Below are 13,779 nucleotides of genomic sequence, written 5' to 3'. Positions count from 1 at the left end.
CCCAACCCACACACGCCTCGCCTTCCCCTTGCGGAAAGGCGAGGCGTGTGTGTTTGCGCGCGTCGACGCTTCAAGCAATTTCATCAGACGATTTCGATCGAAGGTTCCAGGAAACTCTCGACTTTTCTCCTGGAGATGTCGGGGTTTATTGTCCGTGCCTGATCGTGTCTCGATGGGAATCGCGCTTCTGGCAGGCCTGATCGGAGGGTCCTGCCTTGCCGGGCGATGGGATCGTGGTCATGATGCGATCAGCAGACAGAGCGACTCGACCCGAGCAATCAGGATTGATGCCGGTTGGGTGGGGTCGAGGTTGGTTCCCGGAACCCGTCGTTCTGAACCCTTCTCAACGCAACGCGAGCGAGCACACCAAAATGACGACACCGATGAGGATCTTCCACAGCGCCACGATCCTGGGGCTCTTGACGGCGGCGGCGGTTGCGGCACCGATGGATGAGAAGACCGAGGGGCTCACCACGATCTTTGACGGTTCTGGTGCCGACGGATGGATCAACAACAAGACAGGTGAGCCGATTTCCTCGACCGCGGTGCAAGACGACGGCCTGAATCCGCACGGGGTTGGTGCTTACGTGGTGTTGTACAAGGAACCGGTCAAGGACTTTGTGCTCGACTTCGATTACAAGCTGTCTCCAGGGTGCAATTCGGGCATCTTTCTACGGGTCGGCAATCCGAAAGACCCGGTGATGACGGGCCTGGAAGTGGCGATCGACGACACCAAGGGGACCGGGTTTCACGACTCGGGGGCGTTTTACGACCTGGTCAAGCCGGAGGCCAACACCCAGAAGCCGGCCAGTGAATGGAATCACATGACGATCACCGCCAAGGGGCCGATCATCACCGTCGCGCTGAATGGGGAACAGGTCAGCACGATCGACCAGTCTCAGTTCTCTGAGCCTGGCACGCGGCCCGATGGTTCCAACCACAAGTTCCAGAACGTCGCCATCGCCGACCTGGTCCAGGAAGGATATTTCGGCTTCCAGGATCATGGTCAGAATTGCTGGTATCAGAATGTACGCCTGAAGAAACTCGACCAGTAAAGGAGCGAGCAAGATCAGGTTGAAGGAATCAGCATTCCTCGGAAATGGCCCGTTCCTGGCGTGCGGAGCGCACGTCGAGGAATGGGCCTTTTCTGGTTTGATGAAATGAGCAGATCATCGGATCAGGCTGCAACCTTGCGGCACTCCTCGGCGCAGCGGCGGCAGGCCTCGGCGCAGCGGCGACAGTGGTCGGCCTGATGCTTGGAGCATTCGGCGGCGCAGCGGTCGCAGGCGTCGGCACAGGCGCGACACACGGCGGCGGCCAGTTGCGACCCGCGACTCATGAAGCCGGAGCAGGTCCAGCACAGCTCGGCACAGTCGCGGCAGGTACGGACGCACTCGGCCATCTTCGTGTCACCGATACAGGCGTCTCCGCAGTGCTCGCACTCCTGAGCGCAAGCAACGCAGGCGTCGATGCAACTCTTGAATTGTTCGTGGGCCATGGGATTCTCCTTGTTGATCTGGTCCGGAGTGGTCGGGGATCGTTCTCCGGGGCCATTTCCCCGGGTGGGTAGTCAGCGCGGGTTTCCTGGAAGCAGGCATAGAACGAGGGCGTCTGCTCCGTCGCGTACTCAACTGAAGGACGCGTTGGTCCGCGCCGCGCATCCCCCTTTGGTGCAAATGAGGCGCCCGGTGGAAGGGCCAGGGCGTCAGCGTCGTGATCGAGGACGCGCGATTGAAGACCGACTCCGGATCGCCTACGATGCAACCAGACATCCTGATCGCGGGGTTCAGGGGATGGAATCGCCCCACCGGTCAAGGGGCGCCGGGCCTCGCGACGACTCGGGGCCAGCCCCCAGTTCCTGGCCTGACTCGCTTGGGCGAACACCAGACGAAAGGGGCTCCGTTTCTCCCGTCGAGGATGCGATGAAGCTTGGATTGTGGGAGCCGATGATCAATCATGGCGTGGGGATGGATTGACCGATGGCGTCGCTGGCCGGGTTTCTCGATCGCCTTCTGAGCGAGGGGCGGGTCGTGTTCCGGGAAGCTCTCCGAGGGGAACCCTCGGCGGAGGATCGGGCAGAGGCGGCGGCACGTCTGAGGAAGGCGTTTGACGACATGTTGATGGATCTGGCCGGGCCTCCCCTCGAGTTCGACGAGCGGTCGGCGCTGGCCGCGGCGGAGTGGACCCAGACGGCCTGCTGGTTCCTGGTGAGTCGGGGGGAGCCGGCCGAGGTTGTCGATCACGCCCTGAGGCTTCCGCCGCCGCCGCGATCGGCCGGGGAGCACCTTTCGGCCGATCTGACGTTACGCTACTTGGCGGCGGTGCATCGTCGGGCTCGGGCGATGGATCCGGACGACGTGCTGTCGAGACGCTTATCGGAGGTGCTTCGCCGCTGGCCGCTTTCGGGGGCGTTGTCCGATGTGGAGCAAGCACCGACCTCTCCGATCGACTTCGACGGGCACGACGGGCTCTTGCTGCTGTTTGCCGAACGGTTGGCCGCTCAACCGAAACCGAGCTGGACCCCTTCCGAGGCTCCGGGACGGGATTGGCTCGGCTTGGCTCTCGACGCAATCGGGCCGCCCCGCACATACTTCTTGAAGCCCAATGCTCGCGAGCAAGGTTCGAACCCAGACCCTGGACCCCGCCCCTCGCCCCCGCTCGGGGATTGGTCGTGAGAGCGATCGGAGGATGCCCCCTTGGCCGAGCTTGACCCCCACGCCTTGCTCGTCGTCGATCGCCTGAGGAACGACGTGATCGCGCCCCTGAAGCAGCGGTTCGTCGGCCGGGACGAGGTGGTGGACCTGATCGCCCTTGCAGTCGTCTCCGGAGAACACCTGTTTTTGCTCGGGCCGCCCGGCACCGCCAAGTCGGCCGTGATCCGAGGGTTCGCCGAACGGGTACAAGGACGCTATTTTGAATACTTGCTCACCCGATTCAGCGAGCCGAACGAGCTGTTCGGCCCGATCGACCTGGCCCGATTGCGTGAGGGGACCGTGGCGACGGTGACGGCGGGGATGCTGCCCGAGGCCGAGTTCGCCTTTCTCGACGAGCTGTTTAACGCCAATAGCGCCATTCTGAACAATCTGCTCACGGTCCTCAACGAGCGGCGATTCCGACGCGGGGCCGAGGTGCATCGGCTCCCCTTGCTCTCGCTGTTCACGGCCTCGAACCATCTGGCCGAGGACGAGGCGCTCAATGCCCTGTTCGATCGGTTCCTGATTCGCTGTCATGTGGATCACTTGCCCCGGGAGGCGATGCCCCGATTGCTGGCGGCCGGCTGGGAGCTGGAGCGGGCCGAAGCGTCGGTGGCGGGGGTTTCGTCAGGCGATCTGAGGGGCTTGTCGCGCCGGATCTTCGAGGTCGATCTCTCGGGAGTTTCCGGCTCGTACGCGGATTTGATCTGGAAGATCCGGGATCTGGGGCTGGCGCTGTCGGACCGTCGGGCGGTGAAGGTGTTGAAGTTGGTGGCGGCCTCGGCATTGCTGAGTGGTCGGAGCAAGGCGACGAGGTCCGATTTCTGGGTCCTGCGCTACGTTTGGGACCGTGAGGAGCAGATCGACCCGCTCCGGTCGCTCGTCGGCTCGGTGCTGGAGCAGGCAGCCTCGGAGGATCCCGAGACCGCTCGGCATCCTCTGGCCGAGCCTCCCGATCGAGTCGACGGCGAGGACCTGGCCCGACAACTCGACGAGGTCGCCCGGCAGCTCGACGACGCGAAGGAGCGACCCCTGGCCCTGCTCGTTGCCGCCCGGCTCCGTGATCGCCTGGCCGAGCTGAGCGATCAGGCAAGCTGGGTGGCCGATGACGACGCAAGGCACCATCTGATCGAACGGGCCTCGGTGCTGCTCAATCGTCTGGGGTGAGAAGATGCTTGATCGTTGCCAAGACGCTTCCCGATCGATTCGGTCTTCGAGCGGCTTCCGAGAGCGAGGAGAGCCCCCTCGCCCCCGCTTGCGGGGAAGAAGGAGGCCGCGGGCCGGGTGAGGGGGGCCGCGGTCCTCGATACGCTCTCGGGAACGGCTCAAACGAAGGGATGGAGACTTACCACGACCTTGCACCGTTGAACGGCTTATGAAACGTTCTTCCGCCACGTTGCAGCAGGATGAGTCGATGCCGCTGGAGGGGGTTCGGGTGGCCCGGATCGGGCGATCGGACCTGGCGGCGCTGGCGGGATTGCGCGGTCGGTCGGACGTGAGGGTGCAGGCTGATGGGGAAAGAGAAGAGGAACGGGTCTGGGTGGCCTGGGAGCCTCCTCCGGATCGAACCCAGCGGGACGAGGTGGTCGAGGCGTTGCTGCCGGTTTCGGGGGTCGTCTTTGCGAGGATCGGGGAAGGGGGGCATTGGTATCGGGTCGGTCGTCGCGTGCCGGAGTTCGGGCAAGGGCCTCCGGAGGGGATCGAGCGCCGGGATTGGGGCTGGCCCCTGGATCGGGTTCTGGTGCCGGAAGCGATTCGAGGAACGGCCCCCGTGCCGGTCGTCGAGCCGGCCCGGCTTCGCCTGGTTCGAGACGACCGCGAGCGGAGGGCGACGGCGGTGATGGTGGCGATCGAGGCCCTCTTGCCCTGGGTCGATCAGGCGCCGACGGCCCGATTGCGGGGGCTTCGAGGGAGCCGATCGGGAGATCGGGTGCTGCTGATCGGCGATCGGTTGCCGCCGATCATCGGCCTCGGCCGATTCTGGGGAGTCCGAGTGCTCGTGCCGATCGGTTTCCGGCCCGAACCGCCGTTGCCCGAGCCGATGCTGGTCGAGGCCATCGGGCTTCAAGACGAGGACCTGGCGTTGATTCATCCGGAGGGGAGCGTCGAGGTCGTTCCGGAGCGTTGCCTGTCGGTTGTCTCACGAGGGGCGGTTCGGAGGATGGCCGGGATCGAGACCCGGATGCTCGGCCCGGACGCTGGGGAAGGAACAGGGAAGGGGGGGGCGCGATGATCCCGGCCGACACCTACCTGCAACTTCCGGAAGCGTACGCGAGATGGCTCGGCGGCCTGCGGTGGTCGGTCGCGGGAGAGGCCCTGGAGTTTCCCGACGGCAAGACGTTCGTGTTCAGCCGAGAGCTGTCGCTGTTTCTCGACGGTTTCGCAACGGGACGCGCCCCGATTCACTTCGCGCATCTGCTGCACCTGATGCATCTCCTGCTCCGAGGTCCGTTGACCCTCAACGACGCCGATCCCTTCCCGATGGACCTGCCCGGCGCCTTCAGCGTGCTCGGCCGCCCGCACCGCAACGCCGGAGCCTTCTGCGCGATGCTCTGCGAAGGGGTCCCCTCGTTGCCCGATCCGCCCGAGATCGAGGCCGTTTGCCTGACGTTGACGGCCGGAGCCGTGGTCGAGATCGCCTCGATGGGAGGGGATCGGCACGCCGACATCGGGTTGCAAGGGTCGGGCGGGGCCGCGCTCAGGGGGCGAGGAGGCTCCCCCGCCATCCCCCTGGACGATCCGCCGATGGCCCCGGCCGAGTTCGAGCGCCTGGTGCTCGATCGCCTGATCCGCCAGCGGCCGGAGGCGATTCGCCACTGGTTGCGCGTCGGTCGAGGCCCGGAGCAAGACGCCGAAGGGCTGGCCGATCGGATCGAGCAGGATCGGCCTCGGACCTACCGATCGGCGCTGGAGCCCTTGCTGGAGCGTCCGAGGCTTTCGGCGTCGGCCCTGCTGATTGACCGCCTGGTCGGGGCTCTGGCCTTGCCCCCTCGCCGCCGATCGATCGAAACCTTGCCGACCGGAGGCTATGCCGACCTGGCCAACCGAGGGGCCCCCGAGCGCCTCTTGCTCAGCCAACTGGCGATCGACGCCGAGGAGTTCGTTCGCCGCTTCGCCGAGCGGGAGCTGCTGTACTATCAGCGCGAGGAACCGCACGCGGAGGAGTCGGAAACCCTGGTCGTGCTGCTCGACCAGGGAGTCCGAACCTGGGGAGGGGTTCGCACGGTCCTGGCCGCGGCGGTCGTGGCTCTGGCCGGCCTGGCCGATCGCCGAGGGAAGCGGTTGCTGCTGGGCGTGTCGAGCGATCCCACGAGGCGGATCGACCCGATGCGATGCGACCCGGAGAAACTGGCCACCTTGCTCGAAGCGAGCGAACTGTCGCCCCATCCGAAGCCTTTGCTCGACTCCGTCGTGAACGAAGGAGGTCACCCGAGGCGCGATCTGGTCTTGCTCACCCACCCGAGAACCCTGGACGAGCCGGCCATTGAGGCCACCGCCCGGGGCCTTGCCGAGGGGGACCGGCTCTTTGCCGTGCTCGTGAACGATCAGCGAGAGGTGCAACTGGCCGAGGTCCGTCGTGGTCGGCCGGTCGTCCTGTCGCGCTTCCGGGCCGACCCGGTCGACGCGGCCCCGTCGCTGCCCGAACCAAGGAAACGAGGCCCGAGGAACCCGCCGCCCGGCTCCTGGGCCGGCGACGTGGAGCCGATCGGCTTTCCGTTCCGGCTCTCCCCGGCCGTTGCGAACGCCCCGAGGAGCGAGGAGCCGCTGTTTGCCTTCGACGCCTCGGGAGAGTGGTTCGCCGCGATCGGCAAGCTGGGCGTGCCGCACCTCTGGCGGCTGAACCGATCCTTGCATGAGTCGCTGCCCCGCGGATTCGCCGGGGGGGAGGTGGTCCGCGAGGCCGACGCGATGATCGGCGTGGCCGGCGGGTTCGTCGTCCTCGGCCGGATCGGCGAGGCGGGCAGGCCGGTGGCCGTTCATTACGACCTGGTGGCCCGACGGGTCCGGGTGTTCGTCAGCTCTCTCTCAACCGAGCGCATCCGGACCTGGTTCTACCTGAGAGAGTCGCACGCCCTGATCGTCCGGGGCGAGGCCGAGTGCTGGTATCTCGACCTGAGGACGGGAGTCCGGTTCTCGTCGCGGGACCGCGGCGCCTCGGAGTTCCTCGCCCGCGACCTGCGACGGATCGAGGAACTGTCCGTGGCTCCTCCTCGCCTCGTCGTCCTGCACGACGACGACACCAGCCCGGCGATCGGCCCGTCGGTTCGCCTGCGGCGTGAGAGCGGCACGATTGCGGTCGAAGGCATGGATCCGCCCTGGCGACGCTTTCGACCGGTGTCCGAAGGCCGCCCATTGCTCCAGGATCATCACCTGGAGCGCGCCCTCTGCCGGGGTCAGACGCTGGCGATTTACGCCCGAGCGAACGCCTCGAACGACGGCCGCTGGTGGATCTTCCGGAAGTTCGGGGCGGATCTGGTTCCGATCGTTCCGGAGGCCCAACTGCCCAAAGAGCCGGGCGAGCTGTCGCTTTCCCTGGACGGAAGCCATGTCGCCATACGCTTCGAAGACTCGTCTTACGCGGTTTACGCCCTAGAGGTCGCCCCCGTCTTGCTCTTGCGAACGCCCGGCGAGCCCCAGGCGACGCGAAGAAGGCACCGGGATCCCAGGAGTCGGATGATGGTCAGCCTTGGGCGCGACTGGATGCTGCTCCAGGAGGCTCCTCATGCGGCCTTGATCTGGTGGAGTGGGTCTCGGCTCGGGTTGCGGTTCGCCAGGGGAGACCTGGAGACCGTGCTCCAGGAACTGTTCCGAGGCGGCGGCCCGGCCTCGTCGAGGCTCTCCAGGACAACTCCAGGGCATCTCCCTCCGTGGGCCCGGTACGACCCGAATCGCTTCGCGGAGACGGCAAGAGGGCTCGGTCTGGTGGCAGTTGTCGACACGCTTGGGCAGATCGTCCTGGCCGACGCCTCGGGGACCCTGATTGCCTTGATCGCCTTTTCCCACGGTTCGCTCGCCGCCTGGATGCCCGATGGGTCTCGATTCGGTTCCGTTCGCTTGACCGGAACCGCCGCGACCCCCGGGGCCGAGGATCGCCTGGCCCTGGCCCTCCGCATGGCCGCCCAGTCGAGCCCGATTGCCGTGAAGCCATCATCATCATCCTGACGAGTCAACCATGAGCGAGCCTCCGACCCTTCACTTGCCGATCCGCCTGAAACGCCGACCGAAGATGGCGCCGGCCGAGGCGGTGGTGCTGTCGGGGAGTGGCGCGACGATGGCGGCCCTGACCTTGCTGGCGGAGCTGGAACGCGAGCGGCCGGGGTCGGCCCGAGTCTTCGCGGTGGCCGGCGGTGTCTTGGTGACGGCCGGATCGCTCGGGGAGATCCGGCCGATCGTGCCGGGGGGGATCCGCTTGCGGAAGCAAGGCCGAGCGCTCTTCGTGCCGGTCGATGCCGAGCTGAGCCCGGCGTTGCTCGACGACGAGTTGCAGGGGATGACCCGAGCCGTCGGTCTCGTGCTTTTGCCGGGAGGGCTCGTCCTGGAGTTTGACCCGGCCCGACCGCTCGGGATGGCCGACCTGGTGACGGTGGACCGATCGGGGGGCGGGGCCTGGGAAGCCCTTCCCGAGGGGCCTCGCCTGGCCGATCGCCTGGTCGAGGTGACGTTTGAGCCGATCGACGGGGCAGGAGGGATCGACGCCGGATCGCCGATCGATCCCGAAGCAGGCGAGATCGCCACCGAAGCCCCGAGGCCCGAGGACACGGGCGGGGCTCGTCGATTGCTCGGAGGGGCGGCGCTGGGGGCAGGGCGGGGGATGATGCGGCTGGGCCGGGCTCTGGGATCGCAAGGCCTGGCCGGCCTGGGGGCGAGGTGGGCCGCGACGGCCCTTCAGATGGCTCCGAGGCTGGGCGAATCGCTCTTTGGCAAGCAGGAGATGGCGTTGCGCGACCTGCTCCGCGAGTTCCGCGAGGGGAACGTCGAGCGAGCCCTCCGCCGCGCCTTGCCGATCGGCAAGGGGACCGATCGCGGGACCTCGATTGCCGGATCGGCCGACTTGCCGGATCGAGAGCCGCGGTACTCGTTGGCCGAGATCCTCGGCAACGCCTTCTCGGGAGGTCGAGGGGACTCGTCGAGCATCTGGTTCGGGGGGATCGACGTTCAACAGGAGTTGATTCGGGAGTATCACCGGGCCGCGCAGGATGCCGAGCGTCGGGGAGACTTCCGGCGGGCCGCCTTCATCTACGCGAAGCTGCTGCACGAGGATCGCCTGGCCGCCGGCGTCTTGATGCAAGGGGGGCTGGCGCGGGACGCGGCCTTGATTTATCTGGAAAAGCTGGGAGATCGGGCCGCCGCCGCTCGGGCCTTCGAGGCGGCCGGGGAGTTCGACCGCGCGATCGATCTGTACCGATCGACCGAGGACTTCGAGCGGCTGGGGGATCTGTTCACCCGCCTCGGCGAACCCGACGAGGCACTGGCGGCCTACGTTCTGGCGGCCGATCGAATCGTCGAGCAGGAAGGGGACCATCTGAAGGCCGGAATGTTGCTCCGATCGCGCGCCGAGCGGCCCGACCTGGCCCTGGCTCGGTTCGAAATCGGCTGGAAGGCGAGACCCTGGCCGAACGCGATCGGCTGCGCCCTCGAACTGGCGAGGGCGATTGCCGAATCGGGAGACGGAACGAGGCTCCGGGGGCTGGTTGACGAGGCCGATGCGCTGTTCGCTCCCCCCGGTCTGGAGTCCGAGGCGTCTCGCTTTTACAACGAACTGGCCGTGCTGGCCGATCAGGAGATGCTGACCCCCTGGCGAGACGTCTTGCGCGACCGGGCCGTGATGGGCCTGGCCGGCAAGCTCCGGCAGCGGGTCGAGGCCGAAGGGGCCGTGCCCGGGATCGTCTCGAAGGTCTTCGGCCCGGCCCGGCAATGGTCGGCCGACCTGATCCGAGACGCCGAGTACGCCGTCCAATCGCGGGGTTTCCGGACCTCCGGCGCCGCTCCCGAACGGCCCCGGCCGAGCCGAACCTTCCGGATTGCCGACGGGCCGTTGACCAGTACCGCCGTGGCCGAGGGGGTGGGCCTGGCCTTTGTCGGCAATGCCAGGGGAGAGGTGGTGCAAGTCGACCTGGAGACGGGACAGACCGCTCGGGTCGGGCGGTACGCGATGCCGGTTGCCTCGCTGGCGGTCGACGGTTCGGGGAGGTTGCTGGTCGTGCTCTGGCACGATCGAAGCACCAGCCGAACGGTGCTCGCCTCGTATTCGAAGCGGCCGGACGGCTCGTACGCGATGATCGAGGGGAGAACCGAGACGTGTCGATCGACGGAGTATCCGCCGTTCCTCGTGCCGGCGGTGTCCGACTCGATCGGGTCGGTCGGCCTCTGGGACGGCCGGCGCTACCTGCTCTTGCGGGGAGCGTCGTTGACCCCCTGGACCGAGATCCCCCGAGACACCGAGCCCGGACCCGACGGTGAGGGCGGCCCCCCCGGCTCGGCCCTGCTTTTGCCTCCGATTGACGGAGGAGACGATGCGACGACCTTGCTGGAGCTCGGCCCCGCCGACTCGTGGGCCTTGCTGGCGACCGAGATCGGGCCGATCGACCACCTGCCGATTCCCTGGGCCCCTGCGTCGAAGGTACACGGGGCGTTGCCTGGCCCTTTGCGAGTCTCGATGCGGTGTCAGGGGCACCGGGTGCTGAAGCTCGTCGGCATTGGAGAACATGGACGGTTGTATCAAACGGTGTTTGATTTGAAGGGTCTTGTGTCGACCACTTGGTCATCCCCTCTCGACGAAGAGGCCCGAGCGGCCGCGCTGACCCCCTCGGGCCTGGTGGCCGGCGTTTGCGATGCGTCGGTGACCTGGTTTCGGGCAGAGGGGGGGCGCGTGTCTCGTCGGTCTTCGACGCCGGTTTCCCTCAGGCCCGCGCTGGCCGCCGCGCCGAGCCCCCGGACGGGAGAGCTGGTCGTGATCCTTGCCGAGGGTCAGGCCGAACGCGTGGCCTGGCCATCGACCTGACCCGTGAAGGGTTGGCAGGTCGGGGCGAGTCAAATGGATTTCAACATTTTGGGAAGAGCATGACGCATTTTTGCTGGCAATTCCGAAGTGCTTTTGAGATGTCTGACACAAGAGGAAATCTCGATCCGGAGCGGTGAATGTTGCAAGCCGCCGCGATGGATCAACGTGTGACGGCACAAAAGAGTCCTTGAAGCCTTTTGTGCGTTCCCCCCTCTCCCTAGAAGGAACCTTGGACGATGACTTTCGCAATCGGGTGGAGAATGGTTCGAAGCGCAATGCTGCCGCTGCTGGTGGCCGGGTTCAGTTTGGCCCCGACGCTGCCTCAAGTGCGGGCAGGCGAGGAGAAGGATCGGGAGCCGTTGATCGAGGGGATTGGGGCGTATTCCCGGAAGGTCACCACCGAGTCTCCCGAGGCGCAGCGCTATTTTGATCAGGGGTTGAACCTGCTCTTTGCCTTCAATCTGGAAGAGGCCGCGCGATCGTTCCGCCAGGCGGCCGAGCTGGACCCAGCGTGTGCGATGGCCTGGTGGGGCCTGGCGTACGCGCAGGGGCCTCATATCAACCTGCCGGTGGTTGATGACGAGAAGGCCAAGGTGGCGTTCGAGGCGATCGAGCGGGCCAAGGCGCCGGAGAGCCGCGCCGGCACCCTTGAGCGAGCCCTGATCGACGCCCTGGCCGAGCGCTGCGTGCTCGATCCTCCCGAAGACCGCGTGCCCCTCGATCGGGCCTATTCCGAGGCCATGCGGGCCTTGCGCGAGCAATACCCGGACGACCCGGACCTCGGGCCCTTATTGGCGGAAAGCCTCATGAACCTTCACCCGTGGGATCTCTACACCCAGCAAGGGGAGCCGAAGGAGGGGACCGAGGAGATCGTGGCCCTGATTGAGGAATCGCTGGCGTTGTGCCCCGATCACCCACTGGGGAATCACCTGTATATTCACGCGATTGAGGCGTCAACCCGGCCCGATCGCGCGATCGAGGCGGCCGACCGGCTCCGCGATCTTCAGCCGGGGCTGTCGCATAATGTGCATATGCCGTCGCATATCGACGTGCGAGTCGGCCACTGGGCGAAGGCCGAGGAGGCGAATCGGAAGGCGATCGAGGCCGACCGCGTGTTCCTGGCCTTCCGACCCGATCCGGGGTTTTATGGGCTGTACATCGCTCATAATTATCACATGCTCGCCTATGCGGCCATGATGCGCGGCAAGAGCCAGGTGGCGATCGACGCCATCGACGAGATGATGACCCTGATGCCCGAAGCCTGGGCGATCGAGCACGCGAGCATCGCCGACGGCTATCTGGCCATGCCGCTCGAAGTTCGGATGCGCTTCGGCCGCTGGGAGGAGATCCTGGCCGCTCCCGAGCCTGATTCCGCCTTCCCGATCGCTCGGGCCCTGTGGCATTACGCTCGGGCCGTCTCGTTCGCGGCACTCGATCGGGTCGAGGAGGCGAAGGCCGAGCAGGCGCTCTTCCTGCGAGCCCGCGACAGCGTTCCCGAAGACGCGATCTTCGGCAACAACGCCGCCGCCGACCTGCTGGCCGTGGGAGAGCAGTTGATGCGAGGCGAGATCCTCTACCGGGATGGCCAGGAGGATGAGGCGTTCGCCGCCCTCCGCGAAGGGGCTCGCTTGCAGGACCTTTTGCGCTACTCTGAGCCCCCCGACTGGATCCAGCCGGTTCGGCACGCCCTGGCCGCGGCCTTGCTCCAGTCGGGCCGCTTCGCCGAGGCCGAGCAGGTGTGCCGGGACGACCTCAACCAGCACCCTCATAACGGCTGGGCCCTGTTCGGCCTGATGCAGGCGCTCGAATTCCAGGAGAAAAATGACGAGGCGAAGCAGGTTCGCGCTCAGTGGGAGGAGGTCTGGAAGGAGGCCGACGTGGTCCTTTCCTCCTGCTGCTTCTGCCAGCCGGGCTTCTGATCGGTTGACCACGGGTCGGGTTCCAAGGGCGGTCGGGCGAACAAGCCTCGGCCGCCCTTTGTGTTGCGCGCACCCAGGCGACAGGAAAGGGGGCGCCGCGCCACCCCCCAGGGAGCAAATCGTCCGGTGGCGTCAATCGGCCCAGGAGAACGAGCTGCCCCAGCCGCGCCGGATCCAGCGGGCCATCAGCTCGTTGCGGCCATGAACGCGGAAATGCTGATAGATGGCCTTGGTGTACTGATTCACGGTATAGATGCTCATGTGCAGGCGTCGGGCGATCTGCTTGTCCGAATCCCCTTCGAGCAGGCAGCGGAGGACCTGCCGGGCCCTCGGGGCCAGGTCGCGGGGTGATGGCTCCGAGAAGCGGGCCAGTGGTCCACCGGCCAGAGGAGCCAGCACGGTCACCAGCTCCTGAACGAAGGCCCGATCGCGTCCATCGAACTCTCGGTCCCCTCGGGTTTTCAAGAGAGTCACACCGATGGATTCGTCCCCCTTCACTCCCGGAATGGATCGCATGCACCACAAGGGGTTGTCGAGTGCGATCGGACGAAGAAAGGCCTCGTAATCCTGGGTCGCTTTCCATTCTCGCTCTGAGAATAGCGTCGATCGTGAGAGACAGATCCCGTCATGCTCAATCATCTTGCGGCTGTACGTGGTCAGGGTCGAAAGACCCGGGGTGTCGACGAATTGGGAAAAGACATCGAAGAAGTACGCGCGGCTCGAGTCGGACTCCCATCCCCAGTCGTGTTGGCCAAGGAATCGCATGCGGCCGCTATGGATGTCGATTTGTTCCCCGGAGAGACCGACTGTCCCGCCGAGCCGTTTAATCAATTGCTCAATCAGGTGCTGGTGCCAGGTGGTCACGTCGTCGCCCAGCTCGCGACACTCGCCAATCAGGTGGTGAATCGCGAGCGCATCACCCGCGCGGAGCCGAGAGGATTTCGACACGGCATTGCACTCCGTCGACCCATCGAAACGCGGGGCATCCCTGGAATTAGGGAATGGACCGTCCGTTTCGATGATTTAGGATTGGCACACGTTCTCTGAGGCGTCGGCTCGTTCCCAAGGCCGACCCCGGCTCCACGACGAGCCCGAGTCGCCTCGGAGACACCCCGACGGCCCGAAGGACACCGAAGACTCAGATCAAACTCATTGCACGCAACAT

9 protein-coding genes are annotated in these 13,779 nt (G+C 66.2%); 7 read left to right on the top strand and 2 right to left on the bottom strand.

The window, feature by feature from the left end:
- The first annotated feature begins 371 nt into the window (after positions 1–371).
- Positions 372–1,055 carry a 3-keto-disaccharide hydrolase gene (locus tag GA615_RS16870; RefSeq protein WP_235905519.1) on the top strand — a complete coding sequence of 228 codons (684 nt, stop codon included), beginning with the start codon at positions 372–374 and terminating at the stop codon, positions 1,053–1,055.
- Between the two features lie 122 nt (positions 1,056–1,177).
- On the opposite strand, the gene GA615_RS16865 is transcribed toward GA615_RS16870, so the two are convergent.
- Positions 1,178–1,498 carry a four-helix bundle copper-binding protein gene (locus tag GA615_RS16865; RefSeq protein WP_152052484.1) on the bottom strand — a complete coding sequence of 107 codons (321 nt, stop codon included), beginning with the start codon at positions 1,496–1,498 and terminating at the stop codon, positions 1,178–1,180.
- A gap of 481 nt (positions 1,499–1,979) precedes the next feature.
- Between GA615_RS16865 and GA615_RS16860 the strand changes: the two genes are divergently transcribed.
- The 6 genes from GA615_RS16860 (at position 1,980) to GA615_RS16835 (ending at position 12,614) form a co-directional block, all read left to right on the top strand.
- A complete protein-coding gene (locus tag GA615_RS16860) occupies positions 1,980–2,675 on the top strand; it encodes a hypothetical protein (protein WP_152052483.1) in 696 nt (231 codons plus the stop codon).
- A gap of 21 nt (positions 2,676–2,696) precedes the next feature.
- Entirely contained in the window at positions 2,697–3,860 is a 1,164-nt protein-coding gene (locus GA615_RS16855) for an AAA family ATPase (protein ID WP_235905518.1), read from the top strand.
- A 208-nt stretch (positions 3,861–4,068) separates the two neighbouring features.
- Complete coding sequence (locus GA615_RS16850) at positions 4,069–4,926, top strand: hypothetical protein (protein WP_152052482.1); 858 nt, start codon at positions 4,069–4,071, stop codon at positions 4,924–4,926.
- Positions 4,923–7,856 carry a hypothetical protein gene (locus tag GA615_RS16845; RefSeq protein WP_152052481.1) on the top strand — a complete coding sequence of 978 codons (2,934 nt, stop codon included), beginning with the start codon at positions 4,923–4,925 and terminating at the stop codon, positions 7,854–7,856. Before GA615_RS16850 ends, GA615_RS16845 begins: the two co-directional genes overlap by 4 nt.
- 10 nt (positions 7,857–7,866) lie before the next feature.
- A complete protein-coding gene (locus GA615_RS16840) occupies positions 7,867–10,695 on the top strand; it encodes a hypothetical protein (protein ID WP_152052480.1) in 2,829 nt (942 codons plus the stop codon).
- A 275-nt stretch (positions 10,696–10,970) separates the two neighbouring features.
- On the top strand, positions 10,971–12,614 hold the full coding sequence (locus tag GA615_RS16835) for a hypothetical protein (protein WP_161602388.1): 1,644 nt from the start codon (positions 10,971–10,973) through the stop codon (positions 12,612–12,614).
- 132 nt (positions 12,615–12,746) lie between these two features.
- Here the strand turns inward: GA615_RS16835 and GA615_RS16830 are convergent, their stop codons facing one another.
- Entirely contained in the window at positions 12,747–13,562 is an 816-nt protein-coding gene (locus GA615_RS16830; RefSeq protein WP_152052478.1) for a response regulator transcription factor, read from the bottom strand.
- Positions 13,563–13,779: the final 217 nt, after the last annotated feature.

The organism is Tautonia marina, assembly GCF_009177065.1.
GTDB classification, from domain to species: Bacteria; Planctomycetota; Planctomycetia; order Isosphaerales; family Isosphaeraceae; genus Tautonia; species Tautonia marina.
Note: the sequence above shows the minus strand (reverse complement) of the source record. Positions and strands in the feature narration are given on the sequence as shown.

Bases quoted from the DNA above. Each gene is read 5' to 3' on its own strand.
- GA615_RS16870 (WP_235905519.1), top strand. From the start codon at position 372: ATGACGACACCGATGAGGATCTTCCACAGCGCCACGATCCTGGGGCTC.
- GA615_RS16865 (WP_152052484.1), bottom strand. From the start codon at position 1,498: ATGGCCCACGAACAATTCAAGAGTTGCATCGACGCCTGCGTTGCTTGC.
- GA615_RS16860 (WP_152052483.1), top strand. From the start codon at position 1,980: ATGGCGTCGCTGGCCGGGTTTCTCGATCGCCTTCTGAGCGAGGGGCGG.
- GA615_RS16850 (WP_152052482.1), top strand. From the start codon at position 4,069: ATGAAACGTTCTTCCGCCACGTTGCAGCAGGATGAGTCGATGCCGCTG.
- GA615_RS16845 (WP_152052481.1), top strand. From the start codon at position 4,923: ATGATCCCGGCCGACACCTACCTGCAACTTCCGGAAGCGTACGCGAGA.
- GA615_RS16840 (WP_152052480.1), top strand. From the start codon at position 7,867: ATGAGCGAGCCTCCGACCCTTCACTTGCCGATCCGCCTGAAACGCCGA.
- GA615_RS16835 (WP_161602388.1), top strand. From the start codon at position 10,971: ATGCTGCCGCTGCTGGTGGCCGGGTTCAGTTTGGCCCCGACGCTGCCT.